At 69.0% G+C, this 13,074-nt stretch carries 11 protein-coding genes and 2 tRNA genes; 4 read left to right on the top strand and 9 right to left on the bottom strand.

The features are described 5' to 3' along the window. Positions 1-10: 10 nt before the first annotated feature. The gene (locus tag AMK58_RS10235; protein WP_059398865.1) at positions 11-1,537 is read right to left on the bottom strand and encodes a class I SAM-dependent methyltransferase; all 1,527 of its coding nucleotides are present in this window, start codon (positions 1,535-1,537) and stop codon (positions 11-13) included. Positions 1,538-1,830: 293 nt separating this feature from the next. On the opposite strand from AMK58_RS10235, the gene AMK58_RS10230 reads away from it, so the two are divergent. After that, positions 1,831-1,906: transfer RNA gene (locus tag AMK58_RS10230), tRNA-Lys, on the top strand. A gap of 76 nt (positions 1,907-1,982) precedes the next feature. Next, positions 1,983-2,058 (top strand) — tRNA-Lys (locus AMK58_RS10225). An 86-nt stretch (positions 2,059-2,144) separates the two neighbouring features. Here AMK58_RS10225 and AMK58_RS10220 read toward each other — a convergent pair. The 7 genes from AMK58_RS10220 to AMK58_RS10190 all read right to left on the bottom strand — a co-directional run bounded on the left by AMK58_RS10220 (position 2,145) and on the right by AMK58_RS10190 (position 8,427). Continuing rightward, complete coding sequence (locus tag AMK58_RS10220) at positions 2,145-2,600, bottom strand: MaoC family dehydratase (RefSeq protein ID WP_035672470.1); 456 nt, start codon at positions 2,598-2,600, stop codon at positions 2,145-2,147. A gap of 234 nt (positions 2,601-2,834) precedes the next feature. After that, on the bottom strand, positions 2,835-3,179 hold the full coding sequence (gene sciP, locus AMK58_RS10215) for a CtrA inhibitor SciP (protein ID WP_035672515.1): 345 nt from the start codon (positions 3,177-3,179) through the stop codon (positions 2,835-2,837). Positions 3,180-3,372: 193 nt separating this feature from the next. Beyond that, positions 3,373-4,101 (bottom strand): flagellar hook assembly protein FlgD, encoded by a 729-nt coding sequence (locus AMK58_RS10210; RefSeq protein WP_035672467.1) that lies wholly within the window; start codon positions 4,099-4,101, stop codon positions 3,373-3,375. 40 nt (positions 4,102-4,141) lie between these two features. Then, positions 4,142-6,154 (bottom strand): flagellar hook-length control protein FliK, encoded by a 2,013-nt coding sequence (locus AMK58_RS10205; RefSeq protein WP_059398864.1) that lies wholly within the window; start codon positions 6,152-6,154, stop codon positions 4,142-4,144. A gap of 224 nt (positions 6,155-6,378) precedes the next feature. Then, positions 6,379-6,894: a hypothetical protein gene (locus AMK58_RS10200; protein ID WP_035675012.1), complete on the bottom strand. Its 516-nt coding sequence runs from the start codon at positions 6,892-6,894 to the stop codon at positions 6,379-6,381. Then, a complete protein-coding gene (locus AMK58_RS10195; RefSeq protein ID WP_079285025.1) occupies positions 6,887-7,294 on the bottom strand; it encodes a rod-binding protein in 408 nt (135 codons plus the stop codon). The genes AMK58_RS10200 and AMK58_RS10195 overlap by 8 nt, the downstream gene beginning before the upstream one ends. After that, positions 7,294-8,427: a flagellar basal body P-ring protein FlgI gene (locus AMK58_RS10190; RefSeq protein ID WP_035675018.1), complete on the bottom strand. Its 1,134-nt coding sequence runs from the start codon at positions 8,425-8,427 to the stop codon at positions 7,294-7,296. Before AMK58_RS10190 ends, AMK58_RS10195 begins: the two co-directional genes overlap by 1 nt. 312 nt (positions 8,428-8,739) lie before the next feature. Here AMK58_RS10190 and AMK58_RS10185 point away from each other — a divergent pair, with 312 nt between their 5' ends. Next, positions 8,740-9,156: a flagellar assembly protein FliX gene (locus AMK58_RS10185; protein ID WP_014240995.1), complete on the top strand. Its 417-nt coding sequence runs from the start codon at positions 8,740-8,742 to the stop codon at positions 9,154-9,156. 189 nt (positions 9,157-9,345) lie between these two features. Beyond that, positions 9,346-9,765, top strand: coding sequence for an RNA polymerase-binding protein DksA (gene dksA / locus AMK58_RS10180; RefSeq protein ID WP_035675009.1), 420 nt, complete (start codon positions 9,346-9,348; stop codon positions 9,763-9,765). Positions 9,766-9,828: 63 nt separating this feature from the next. Here the strand turns inward: dksA and AMK58_RS10175 are convergent, their stop codons facing one another. Next, positions 9,829-12,447, bottom strand: a complete 2,619-nt coding sequence (locus AMK58_RS10175) for a tetratricopeptide repeat protein (protein ID WP_059398863.1) — start codon at positions 12,445-12,447, stop codon at positions 9,829-9,831. Positions 12,448-13,074: the final 627 nt, after the last annotated feature.

The following is a 13,074-nucleotide window of genomic DNA, read 5'->3' as shown; positions in this document are numbered from 1 at the left end:
CGCTTTTCGGTCACGCCACCCCAAGGCGGCGCAGCGTCGGCAGGCGCAGGCGGGTGAAGCGGTCGAACCGGGCGCGCAGTTCCGCCACGTTCGCCTCCTCCCCGTCGAGCCGGGTTCCATCGCGCGACAGGGCGAGCCCATCCTCCGACAGCGCTTCCCAGGCGGTCGCCGCGGGATCGGTGCCGTTGCGTCGGGCCAGCAGGAACAGTGCCTCCAGCCGCGACACCGCAACGCCGGAACCGAGGACGGGCGACGCCAGCGTGTCCAGCGTGTCGTCGCGGCGGTTGCGCTCCAAGATGGCGGCGTTGAAGCGGTCGGCCTTGAGCGTGCGGGCCGCCTGACCGGCCTCGGGCAGGGCGGGCGCCGCCAGCGCCAGGCTGGTCAGGATCATCAGCGCGCGCAGCACGGCCTCCTCGCCATGGCGGGCGAGGGCGGGTAGGGCCGACAATTCAGCCAGAGTCGGCGTGCCGGCGGCCAGCGCCTCGGCCAGCGGGCCGTGGAGATCCTGCGGCAGGGGCACGCGCCCGACCGGAGCCAGCACGACTTCCGGCAGATCGCCGGGCGGCACCAGAAGGGCGAAGCGGGTGGCGCGCAGCCGGTCCCGCCGCTCCGCCGGGGTCAGCCGCTCGGCACCCTTCACGAACAGGTCGCGGCGGAAGGCGCGGTTGGTCAGCAGGTCGCGCAAGGTCTCGCGGTAGGCCGGGTCGCGTGCCTCGGCCAGCAGGGGCAGGGCGTCCGGCGGCAGGGACAGCTCGTCCATCTGCTCCATCGGGACGGCGGGGCCGGCGAAGTCCAGCTTGGCCGCGGCCAGCTCCCGTGCCACGTCGGCGTGGTAGAAGGCGGTCCAGTCGCGGTTCAGATATTCATGGGCGATGTAGTTGGGGGACTTACGCTTCAGCGAGTCCAGCCGCGCCGGCAGCGCGTCGGCTTGGGCGAACCAGCCGGCGTTGAGGGCGGTCAGGCGGCTGGCGAAGGCCACGGCCTCCTCGATACGCTCCGGCAGGGGGCCGGTGCGGTCGGCGCAATGCTCGACCAGGACGCGGCGCAGCGGCATGTAGGCGAGCGTGCCGGGCAGGGCATTGTAGCTGACGAAGACCAGCCCGCCGGGCTTCAGCCGCCGCTTCAGCAGGTCCACCAGGATCGCCCGGTTCTCCGCGCTGACCCAGGACCAGACGCCGTGCAGCGTCACGATGTCCAGATCCTTGGCCCCGCCTTGGGCGTACTCGGCGAAACTCTCCTCCCGGAAGGCGGCGTTGCCCAGCCCGGCCTCGGCGGCGAGGCGCTGGGCGCCGGCGATGTGGCCGGGGTTGAAGTCCACTGCCTCGAACCGGGCGTCGGGATGGCAGCCGGCCAGGACGGCGCTGCTCACCCCGTGGCCGCAGCCGATCTCCGCGCAGGCGAAGGTGCCGTCGGAGTCCATCGGAGGCCGCCAGCCGCGCAGGGTAAGCGCGAAGGACAACAGCGCCGGTGACAGTTCCCGGTAGAAGGCGTGGATGTAGCCGATCCCGCCCACATAGCCCTCGGTCCAGCCCTGCATCGTCTCCACTCCTTCCATCCGCTGGGCAAGGGTGATAGCGCCGGGCTTGGCAGGCTGTCAAAGAAGGCGGCCAAAGAGGGCAGTTTTAAGGGGTGAATGCGGAGCCGGAACGAGCCCCGCAAAAAAATTCGATCCTATCCATTTTGGTATCGACAAGCCTCGGACCCTTCGTTATAAACCGCGCCACACCGGCCGGGACGACGGCTTGGCCGGACAGGAACCCTAGTCGATACGGTCAGGCACCCCCTGACGCAGAGACGAAGGCTCCGGTGCCGGTGTGAACGAGAAGTGATGGGCGCATAGCTCAGTTGGTAGAGCAGCTGACTCTTAATCAGCGGGTCCAAGGTTCGAGTCCTTGTGCGCCCACCATCACTTTCCGGACCGAAAGGGATCGCTCCCAGAACCCCTTTCACGCCGCCGGGTGTTTCGGTGCCCGGATGGGAATGGGCGCATAGCTCAGTTGGTAGAGCAGCTGACTCTTAATCAGCGGGTCCAAGGTTCGAGTCCTTGTGCGCCCACCATTCCCAAGACAACGGCATGACAGCGACGCACACAAAAGGGCTGCCCTTGGGCGGCCCTTTGTGCGTTTGGAACTCTGTTTATGCCATCAGCCCTTATCGGTGGCGGGCCGGCGGGGGACGAGCAGGTTCGCGGTCATCTGCTGCACGGTCTCGCCGTTCTGGTTGAGGGTGGTGGTGCGCACGCGGGCGATGCCGCGGTCGGGGCGCTTGCCCGACACGCGGACCTCCAGGATCTCGCTCTCGATGCGCAGCGTGTCGCCGGGGCGGGTGGGCTTGGGCCAGCGAATGTCCTCCACCCCCATCCCCACGAAGCCGCCCGCCAGGGCGCCGTCCCCCGTGACGATCATCCGCATGGTCAGCCCGGCGGTGTGCCAGCCGCTCGCCGCCAACCCGCCGAAGACGCTGTCCTGCGCCGCCTCGGGGTCGAGGTGGAAGGGCTGCGGGTCGAACTGCCGCGCGAAGGCGACAATGTCCTCCTCCGTCACGGTCACCGGGCCGCCGGTGAAGCGGTCGCCGGGGGTCAGGTCGTCAAGATAGCGCATCGGTCGGTGAACTCCCGTGGCCGTTTGCCTCGTTGCTTTGCGTTAACTTTTGTGGGGCGGGAACGAAAGCGATACCTGCCACGTAAAAATTGCAAAGCAGCCGGGACGCATAATGTCGGAGCACAAAATGCCCGTCTGGAAACCGCCCGCCGGCAAAGCGCCGGGACACAAACAACGACGCCGCAGGGCGGGCCTGCGGCGGTCTGGTCCGGTCGGACAGCGAACGGGAATCGCTTATTCGGCGGCGGTGCTGGCCATGCGACTGCGCACGGACAGCGGCGGCTGGTTCCCACGATAGTCCTGCAGCCGCGTGGCGCGCAGGCCCCGCATGCCATGGCTGTCGATCAGCCGCTGCCAGGACAGGAACTCTTCCACGGACAGGGTGTAGCGACGGCACGCTTCCTCAAGGCTTATAAGCCCCGAACGCACGCCGGCTACGACCTCCGCCTTGCGCCGCATGACCCAGCGCTTGGTGTCCGGAGGGGGAAGATCATTTTCTGTCATCGGCCGTCCTGCTGGACCGATGACCGACGCTCCACTGGAGCCATCGTCGCTCATTTCAAGCTCGCGAGATGACATGCGCGGACGCTCCACCATCAGCAGTGTATTCCACGATTTGGTGGTAACCTACCCCTTCTCCGCTTAACAAAAGCCTAAACGATAGGGTTAATGTTTTAAGCATAAAAGGCATGGCGCATAGGCCCATCCGGACCCATGCCCATGCCTTTGACCATGCGTTCAGACGACGCCTATGAGGGTGAGGGCGAGGCCTTCAATACACTTTGGAGAGCTTGGACAGCGGAACCTCGACGCTGCCCACGGAGACCACCGTTTCGCCGTCCTTGTTGGACCCGATGCCGTTGACTGTGCCGAAGGTGAAGGGCGTCGCCTTGATGATGTCGTCCTTCTTCTCGGACACCGGGGCGATGTTCAGACGGTACTGGCCCGGCTGGACGGCGTTGCCGCCATCGTCCTTGAAGTCCCAGTTCACGACATGCTTGGTGCCGGCGGTGGTTTCGCCGGTCATCGACCGGACGACGCGGTTCTTGCTGTCCAGGATGTCGACGCGCACCGACTTGGCGGACTTCTCCAGCTCGTAGGCCAGCGGAGCCGCCGTCATGCCCTGGGTGTAGTCGAAGCTGTCGCCCTCGAAGGTGACGGTGCGGCCCAGATAGGCGAGGTTGGTCGAGTTGGTCGAGGCGTTCTGCAGCTTCAGCAGCTTGTCCAGGCGGCTGTTGGTCCCGATGTTCTGCTCCACGTTCGCGAAATCGACCAGCTGCTTGGTCATGTCGTTCGTGTCCATGGGCTTCAGCGGGTCCTGGTTCTGCATCTGCGTGGTCAGCAGCTTCAGGAAGTGCTCGAAATTGTCACCCAGCCCCTTTACCGCGGTGTCGAGTTTCTGCTCGTCGGCGGTCTTGGTGGTCTTGGTGGTGGTGTCGGTCTTCGTCTTGGTCTGGTTCAGGTTCCAGCTGCTGCCGTAGTCGGTGTTGGTGGTGGCCATGGTCGTGGTCCTTCGCTGGAATGGCTGCGGCTGGTCTGAATCAGGCCTGGATGTCGACGCGGCCCGGGGCCAGCGTCAGGGTGTAGGCGGCCTGCGCATCCTCCACATCACCCGCGCCGCCGCCGAAGCCGCGGCCCCGCCGGCCCGAGCCGCCCTGCCGTCCCGAGTCCTGGAACGACTGGCCGCCTTCACCGCGCAGGCTGAAGTTGAGGCTGTTGCTGTCCGCCTTCAGTCCAGCGTCCTGCAAGGCGCGTTCCAGATTGCGGCTGTCGCGTTGCAGCAGTTCGAGGGTCTGGGCTTTCTCCACGGCGACCGACGCGGTGACCCGCCCGTCCTGGCCGATTTCCAGCTTGATGTCGATGCGGCCCAGTTCGGCGGGGCGCAGGTTGATGGTGAACTGGTCGTTGCCGTCCGACATGTTCTTGCTGATGTGGACGGCCACCTGCTCCTGCACGCCCATCGGCAGTCCGGCGGACCCGCGGGATGGGCGAAGCTGGGCGGTGGTCAGCCCCGCCTCCACGCCGCTCGCCGTGTGCACGCCCTCGATCCCGGCAAAGATCGGGTGCGTGGGGGTGGTGGGGTGAGTCGCGCCGTCGGTCGGCGGGGCGGCGTCCGTGGCGGCCGCCGCAGCCGCAGCGGTCAGGAGCGCGCTTTGCCCGGCAGGCTTTGCCGGGTCGGCAACCGGTGCCTGGGGCGCCGGCGGTTGCGCCAGGGCGGCGTTGCCGTTCGGGTCCGGGTTGCCACGGTGGCCGGCGTTGGCTCCGGCATCGCCGTCCGCCCCGGTCCGGGTCGCGCCCTTGGCCTTGGCCGCGGCGAGATCGGTCAGGGATTGCGGCAGCGGCGCGCTGTCGTCGTTCGGCAGGTCGGCGAGGGGCAGGGCACCGGGGGACAGCGAGTCGGCGGCCTTCGCCGGCTTGCCCTCGACGGCGGCGTCCTTGGCCTCGGCGTGGAGTGCGGGGATCTCGCTTTGCGGACTGCCCATCGGGACGGCCGGCGCCGGCATGGTATCCGCTGTCGGAGGCGCTTCCACGCCCGGCTTGGCCGCCGCGGCGGCCTTTATGGATTCATCGGAGGCGTACTTGGCCTTGCCATCCTGGTGAGGGGCGGCGGCGGTTGCCAAGGCGGCGGCCAAAGCCGCATCGGCGGCGGTAGGAGTGTCCGCATTGTCCGGAGTCGGAGCGTCGGGTGGTGCGGCTTCGACCGGGGCTGCCTCCCCGACCGCACCGTCTTCCGTCGTCTTGTTCGCCTCTTCGTCATCCGGCGTGCCGATGGCCAGCGGGGCGACGGCCAGAGACAGGGCGGCCTCGATGTCGGTCAGGGTGGTGGACTGGTCGGCGGTCACCAGCTCCACGGTGGTCTCGGTCACGGTGACGGTCAGATCGAGGATCGCAGCCTCGCCGTTCCCGTCCTCCGCGGGCTGATTGCCGGCATCATCCTGTGTGGCGCCGTCATCCATCGCGCCGTCGGTCTGATCCGGTGGAACCTCCTCCGCCGTGTCGGTCTGAACGGTGGAATCGGCGAGCGCCGGCTGCGCGGCGGTGTCGTCCCGCGCCGTCTTGGCGCCGGCCGCCTTCACATCCTTTGTCGCCTCCTTCGCCGCGGCGTGGTTCGCGGCGGCAGCCTCGCGCCGTTCGGTGCGCGCCGCGTGTGCGTCATCGCCGGCCTTGGCCGCGTCGGACGCGCGGGCGTCCCTGCGTTCGGCGGCGCGCTGTGCTGCGGCCTGGGTGGTGGCTTCGGAGGACTGGCGCGGCTTGGCGGGCTCCGCGCGGATGGGTTCGGAGCGGGGCGGCGGGCTGCGCTCCGCGGCCTTGCTGCGATCAGCGGCCCGATCGGCGGCCGCCTGGTCGGCCGCGCTTGCCGCGGCGTTGCGCCGATCCTGGGCCGCCGCTTCCGCTTGCGCCTGATCGCGTTTACGGGTTGCGGCCTCGCTGATCAGCCGGTCCATCATGGAGGCGAACTTGTCACTCCGCGGGGCCGTGTTCTGGCTGGAGGAGGTCTGGCCCTTGACCAGGCTTTCGAACGCGGAGGGCGCGATGTTCGTTTGGATGGCCATGGAACGGGTTCCCCGAAGCGGACAGGTGCACCCCATCCGGAAGCAACTAATGGGCCAGTTTCAGGCCGGCGCCGACGCGTCCGCCCGCGATCCCGCGCCCGGCAGTTCCGTCCGCCGGGCGGCAAATTCCGCCGGGTGACCGGCGCTTATTGCCGGACCCGGCAACGCCGAAGGGCCGCCCGGTCGGACGGCCCTTGCTGCGGATGGCGGCGCTGGCGGAGGCGTCAGAGCCGGGTGTTCAGGGTGGCGGAGGTGGACGGCCCGTGGCTCGGCGTGACGTAGGTCGCGCGGGGCGGAACCGGGGCGGTTCCGTAGGCGGGGGTGGTGGTCTGCCGGGCGCGGTTGATGGCGCCGACCACGGTGTCCACCAGGATCTTCTGCGCCGCGCTGTTGCGGCGGAGCGCGTCGGCGTTGGCGGCGGACGCCTCGTACAGGCCGCGCGTGGCCTCGCGCAGCTGGGCCTTGGCCTCGTCGGGCAGGGCGGCCATGCCCTCGCGGTCCACGCGCAGCAGGCGCGACACCTCCTCGTAGACCAGCATCATCGGCTGCTTCTCGCGTCCCAGCCGGGCCAGTTCGGCGCTGGTGCAGTGCCGCATCACGGCTTCGGTCTCACGCGCCAGATGAGCGCTCAACCGGTTCATCAGCTCGACCAGAGCGGCGGCGCGCTCCTCCGCGTTCTTGGGCAGATTGGCGGCGGGAGCCTTGGACGGCTGCGGGAAACGGACGTCGACCTTATCCATGGTTGCCCTCCTGTGCGCGCAGAAGCTCGCGGTAAACCTGATCGGCAATGCCGAACCCGCCGCTGCGGGACACCTGCTTGCCGTACTCGTTGGTCAGCATGGAGCGGAACATCTCCTCGGCATGGCCGCCGCCGAAGTTCTGGTCCACTTCGATCCCGTCGAACATGTGGCCCAGCATCTGGGAGACGAAGACGCTCTCGAACTCGTTCGCGGACTGGCGGATCTTGGCGCGGATCGCCGGGTCCACCTTGCTCTCCGCGCTTTTGGGATCGACCAGATCGGTGCGCACCGCCGTCCGGAAGCTCGCCTGGGCGCCGGGCTGCGCACCGTTCTGGGCGCGCTCGGCGGCCGCGGGCAGGCGTGGGGGCGGAAGGCCGGGAAGGGAAAGCGTCGTATCCATCAGATCACCTCGATCTCCGCCTGCAGGGCTCCGGCGGCCTTGATCGACTGAAGGATGGCGATCATGTCCCGGGGACCTACGCCAAGCGCATTCAAGGATTGTACCAACTCCTGGAGCGTCACCCCGGAATTCATCACGGCGAGGCGGTTGTTGGACTGGTCGTCCACCTGGATGTCGGTGCGCGGCACCACGGCGGTCTGGCCCTGGCTGAAGGGACCGGGCTGGCTGACCTGCGGCGTCTCGGTGACGCGGATCGTCAGGTTGCCTTGGGCGATGGCGACGGTGGAGATGCGGACGTTCTCGCCCATCACGATCACGCCGGACTTCTCGTCCACCACCACGCGGGCGATCTGATCGGGGGTGACGCGGAGCTGCTCGATCTCGGTGATCAGGCCGACGATGTCGCCGCGCCGGGCCTCCGGCACGCTCAGCAGAACCGAGGAGGGGTCGGTGGCCTGCGCCCGATTGCCGCGGAGCTGGATGTTGATGGCGGTCGCCACGCGCTGGGCGGTGGTGAAGTCCGGGTTGCGCAGCGACAGGCGCAACACCGGCAGTTCGGCCAGCGAGAACTGAATCTCGCGCTCGACGATGGCGCCCGAAGAGATGCGGCCCGAAGTGGGGACGCCGCGGGTCACGCTGGCCCCCTGGCCCTGGGCGGAGAAGCCCGACACCGCGATCGGCCCCTGGGCCACGGCGTAGACCTCGCCGTCGGCGCCCAACAGTGGCGTGACCAGCAACGTGCCGCCGAGCAGGCTCTTCGAATCGCCCATCGCCGACACGGTGGCGTCGATGCGCGTGCCCTGGGCGGAGTAGGGCGGCAGGGTCGCCGTCACCATCACCGCCGCCACGTTCTTGGTGCGCAGGTTGGTGCCGCGGGTGTTGACGCCCATCCGCTCCAGCATGCCGACCAGGCTCTGCTCGGTGAAGGGCGAGTTGTTGAGGCTGTCGCCCGTGCCGTTCAGGCCGACCACCAGGCCGTAGCCGATCAGCATGTTGTCGCGCACGCCCTCGACGTCCACCACGTCCTTGATCCGCGCCGAGGAGGCCGAGGCCGGCGCCGACAGCGCGAGCAGCGCCGCGGCCAGCGCGGCCAGCATCGCGACCGCGCGCAGCAGGACGGCAGCGCGGGGCATGACGGCACGGCGCAGGGCGGCATGACGCAGTGCGGCACGGGGCAGGGCGGTGGCGGTCATGACGGGGACACTCCTCAACGGCTGTCCCTTCCTATACAAACGGCGTGCCAGAGCCGCGGATGGCAGGCAAAGCGCAGGATCGGCAAGGGTAAGCGGCGGCGCCGGATGAAAAGGCCGGAAATTGGCACCGCGTCCGACCGCTTTATGTCACGGAAGCGGGGCAATTTTTGCCCGATTGCGGCAAACCTTGACCGGATGTTAAGGTGCTTCCATCTAGAGTATCTCGCTTTTCCGAAACCGGTTGCACGGAACATGAAAGTCGAAGGCCCCGGAAAACTTCGCGGCAGCAGCTCGGTCCGGCGCACGGGGAAAGCCGAAGGCTCGTCCGGTGCGTCCTTTTCCAAGCAGCTCGTCGGCGAGACCAACACCGCGCAGGGCGTCCACGCCGCGGCGCCGCTGGCCGGCATCGCCAGCGTGCTGGCGTTGCAGGAGGTGGACGACGCCACGGCCCGCGCCTCGCGCGGCAAGATGCGCGCCGAGGAGATGCTCGACAAGCTGGAGGAGATCCAGCACGGGCTGCTCGCCGGCACGCTTCCGGCGCAGAAGCTGATGGACCTCGTGAAGGTGGTGCAGTCGCGCCGCGTCCATGTGGACGATCCGCGGTTGGCCGACATTCTTGACCAGATCGATCTGCGCGCCCAGGTCGAGCTTGCGAAGCTCACCCCCTGAGCGCGGTTTCCGGCCATAGGACCGGCTTTTCGGCATCGGCCGTACGGCCATCGCCGAACCTTTCACAAAACTTTGCTTCTCCAAGGGCTTGTTCGCGCTTCGATAGGCGAAGCGCAGGGTTGCGGTTGCCGATGCGCCTACCTATACTCCGCGCCGCCCGGATCACCCTTTTGCGTTGGATGCTCTCGGATGTCGTCTCCGCTTCTGCCTAAGAACTACACCCCGTCGGAAGACGAGGAGTTCATGAATCCCGTGATGCGGGAATATTTCCGCCAGAAGCTGCTGCGCTGGCGCGCGGAGCTGCTGGCCGAATCCAGCGAGACCCTGAGCAGCCTTCAGGAAGGCGGCATCCAGGAACCGGACATCGCCGACCGCGCGTCGGCCGAGACCGACCGGGCGCTGGAGCTCCGCACCCGTGACCGCGAGCGCAAGCTGATCTCCAAGATCGACGCGGCGCTGGAGCGGTTGCAGGATGGGTCCTACGGCTATTGCGAGGAAACGGGGGAGCCCATCTCCGTCCGCCGCCTCGACGCCCGCCCCATCGCGACGCTGAGCCTGGAAGCCCAGGAGCGGCACGAGCGCATGGAGCGCACCCAGCGCGACGACTGACGCGGCGGCGATCCTCGCTGTGCCGGGCAAGCCCCCACCGATCCCGGCGGGGGCTTTCGTCCGTCAGGGGTTGCCGTTGCGGTGGTGGATCACCGCCAGACCGGCCATGCGCTCCGCCCCGACCAGTTCGCTGAGGCTGTCGTACAGCTCCACGCGGCCCATCGCCGATTCGAGGGCGCGGCACTCCGCCGCCGCGATGTGCGGGCTGTCGATCCGCCCGTTTTCCATGAATCCGCGCAGGACATCGAGCGTGAGACGATCCCCCGGACGTTCGACGTCCGCGGGCTGCCAGTTCAGATCCTCGATGACGTAAACCCCGCCGGGGCGCAACCGGCCGAAGAGGGCGGCCAGCGTCATCTGCTGGTGGCGCGAGGCGTGGGAGCCGTCATCGATGATGATGTCGAAGGGTCCGTCCTCCCCGGCCAGACGCTGCAGGCCATCGGCGTCGCCCTGGTCGACGCGCCGGGTCGTCACCCGCCCGCCGTCGAAGGCCGAGAAATCCTCGATGTCCGCGCCGACGAGGACGGCGTTTGGGAAATAGCGCTCCCACATGCGCAGGCTGGGCACGTCGTCCTGCTTCCAGCCCTCCACCCGGCCGCGGCACAGGCCGATCTCCAGGATGCGCAGTGCTTCGAACCGCCGCGGTGCGAACAGCGCGTCATAGACCCGTGTGTAGTGATGCCCCAACCGCTCGGTGCCCAGGCGGGGGCCCTTGTCGGAATGGAAGCGGATGGCGAGGGCCGACAGGGAGGCATCCACATCGTGCAGGGCGGCCAGCCGGCCCAGCACCGACTCCGCGTCGGCGCCCTCCGCCGGCGGACCGCCGGGACCCCACATGCCGTTCCACAAATGCACGCCGGCGACCCGCTCGTCCGACAACAGGGCCAGCGCCCGCCCACCGGGTTCGGCCAGCCAGGAATGCTCCGTCCAATCGACAGCGTTGAAGACCGTCGGGGGTAGCACGCGGTCCAGCAGCTCCCGGCCCGGTCCGGTCAGCACGTAGCGGCTGAGCAGCAGCGGCCCGACCGCGCCGAAGCGGCGGTCGCTGCCGTTCATCAGGATGCGCATCGACTCCTCGAACAGCCGGCGCATGTGGACCGAGCCCCGCGGCGCGCGGATGGCGTCGCCGACCAGGGCGTGGCCGGCGTCCAGGCCGTGCCATTGCGAGCAGAACAGGTGGCCGGTGCCGAAGCTCAAAGGCTTCAGCAGGACGACGTCGGTGTCCAGCCACCAGCCGCCGAAGGCGTGCAGGGCGGCGTAGCGGAAGATGTCGCTGAAATAGCGGATCTCGGCGCTGCGGACGCACAGGTCGTAGACATGGTGCGGCACCACCGTTCCGGCGTCCTCCACCCGCACGCCATCCGGCACCCGGCCGAGCAGGGCGGGGTCGCCATAGCTGAACAGATGCACCGGGTGCCCCTGCGCCACCATGGAGCGCAGCGCCAGCCGTGCCCCGGCGTTCAGCGGCGCACCCGACCAGAAGGTGGTGATGCGGTCACGGGTCTCGGTGTCATGATGGCGGACACGCAGATGCGGGTTGAAACCCCGTGCCGCGGCGTTCCGCCGCTCAGGATGGGAGGCTTCGGCCAGGAAGGGCATGACCTCGGCGGTCGCCCGGATCAGCGCGTCCAGATCGTCGTCGCCGGACGGCGCGGAGCCGTTCGCCAAGCGGCGCATCCGGCGGTGCAGATGGCCGGCGGCGAACGGGTCGCCCCGCCGGCTCCGCAGGATCGACAGGGTGGCCAGCGCGCCCTCCGCCGCCGGGTCGAGCGCGAGAGCGCGCCGGCCGTCGGCTTCGGCCGACTCCGAGCCACCGGCGTCCATCCGGCAGACCGCCCTCGCGCTCCAGCCCGCGGAGTCGGCGGGAACGCGCTCCAGGTGGGCGGTGTACAGCGCGTCGGCCTCTGCAAGGCGTCCTTGACGCAGGCGGGTGGCGGCGAGGTTGCACAGCGGCTCGGGGCGCTGCGGTTCGAGCGCCCGCGCCCAGCCCAGCCGCCGGGCCGCTTCGGCGGGATCGTCCCCGCTGTCCGGCGCGCGGGCCAGGATGCCGAAGAAGGCTGGGGCCAGCGCCAGAGCGCGGCGTCGTGCGGCTTCGGCCCCGCGGGCGTCTCCGGACCGTGCGCGGGCGTCCGCCAGATGGTACCAGGATTCCAACGCGGTGGAGTCGGCCCGGACCGCGCCTTCCAGGACGATCGCCGCTTCCGCCGCGTCGCCGCCGGCCAGCAGCAACCGGCCGAGATGGGTGGCGGCGCGGGGGGCGCCGCTATCGGATGCGCCGTCCGACGTCAGGGCCGTCCGGTAGGCCTCCCGCGCCTCCGCGTGGCGTCCAAGCCGCTCCAGCAGGATTCCGGCGTTGAGCGCGGCGTCGGTCAGTGCTGGGGCCAGTCGCGCGGCCTCGCGGTAGTCGGCGACCGCACCCTCCAGGTCGCCGGCTTCCTGACGGGCCATGGCGCGGTGCCGGTGCAGGTCGGCTCCCGGCGCGCGGGCCAGCGCCTCGCCGAGCAGGGCCGCGGCTTCGTCGAAGAGTCCGGCCTGTGCGTGAATGATGCCCAGCAAATGCCAGGCGGTGGCCTGATCCGGGTCTGCATCGAGGATGCGCCGGCACAGAATCTCCGCCTCCGCCGGGCGTCCGGCCTGGTGGTGGTCGAGCGCGATGGTCAGCGCTTGTTGAATGGTTGCCATGAGGCCAGTGGTCTTCAACCGCATGGCCTTGTCAACAGGAGAGTGCCGGGGACGGAGGGAACGTTCGGAGTCCGTGAAACCCTGACCATGAGATGAAGATTGGGCGGCCTGCCCCTCTGTCGGAGCTTGGTTCGCTCGGGCCGGCCGCGAGCCCGCTGCAAGGAACCGTCAACCTACCGGCCCCGGCCGGTTCCGGCCAGCTGGGGAAACGGGCTGCCACTCCCTGTCACTGCCCCTATCGAACGAAGGACGTCGTCCGATGGCCGTCTCGCCCTTCGGCGTGGCACTTGATTCGCCGCGCAGCCTTGTCGGCCGCCCGTGCGGCCCGTCGGTGCGGGTTGGCAGAATCGCCTGTTGGGGGGTGAAATGGAACTTCTGAAGCGGATCGAGACGTTGCAGGCCCTGGTCCGTGAGACGCAGATACGAAGAAGCGTCTGCTGGACCGGTCCGACAAACGTCTGCGGTCTGCCGAGAAGGCGTTGGAAGGGTCTTACCGCCTGTTGAATGGGAAGCCCCGTGACCCATGCGCATCATCCGGTGAACCGCGCTGAGGCAAAGGATGCCGACGCGGAGGATTGGCGGCGGTGCAGCGAGGCGCAGCGCCAAATTGTGGAGGAGATGCGGGAC

The sequence above is a fragment of the Azospirillum brasilense genome (genome assembly GCF_001315015.1).
Taxonomy (GTDB): domain Bacteria; phylum Pseudomonadota; class Alphaproteobacteria; order Azospirillales; family Azospirillaceae; genus Azospirillum; species Azospirillum brasilense.
Note: the sequence above shows the minus strand (reverse complement) of the source record. Positions and strands in the feature narration are given on the sequence as shown.

Coding starts and splice junctions, on each gene's coding strand:
- AMK58_RS10235 (WP_059398865.1), bottom strand. CDS start 1,537: ATGCAGGGCTGGACCGAGGGCTATGTGGGCGGGATCGGCTACATCCAC.
- AMK58_RS10220 (WP_035672470.1), bottom strand. CDS start 2,600: ATGCGCTATCTTGACGACCTGACCCCCGGCGACCGCTTCACCGGCGGC.
- sciP (WP_035672515.1), bottom strand. CDS start 3,179: ATGTCATCTCGCGAGCTTGAAATGAGCGACGATGGCTCCAGTGGAGCG.
- AMK58_RS10210 (WP_035672467.1), bottom strand. CDS start 4,101: ATGGCCACCACCAACACCGACTACGGCAGCAGCTGGAACCTGAACCAG.
- AMK58_RS10205 (WP_059398864.1), bottom strand. CDS start 6,154: ATGGCCATCCAAACGAACATCGCGCCCTCCGCGTTCGAAAGCCTGGTC.
- AMK58_RS10200 (WP_035675012.1), bottom strand. CDS start 6,894: ATGGATAAGGTCGACGTCCGTTTCCCGCAGCCGTCCAAGGCTCCCGCC.
- AMK58_RS10195 (WP_079285025.1), bottom strand. CDS start 7,294: ATGGATACGACGCTTTCCCTTCCCGGCCTTCCGCCCCCACGCCTGCCC.
- AMK58_RS10190 (WP_035675018.1), bottom strand. CDS start 8,427: ATGCCCCGCGCTGCCGTCCTGCTGCGCGCGGTCGCGATGCTGGCCGCG.
- AMK58_RS10185 (WP_014240995.1), top strand. CDS start 8,740: ATGAAAGTCGAAGGCCCCGGAAAACTTCGCGGCAGCAGCTCGGTCCGG.
- dksA (WP_035675009.1), top strand. CDS start 9,346: ATGTCGTCTCCGCTTCTGCCTAAGAACTACACCCCGTCGGAAGACGAG.
- AMK58_RS10175 (WP_059398863.1), bottom strand. CDS start 12,447: ATGGCAACCATTCAACAAGCGCTGACCATCGCGCTCGACCACCACCAG.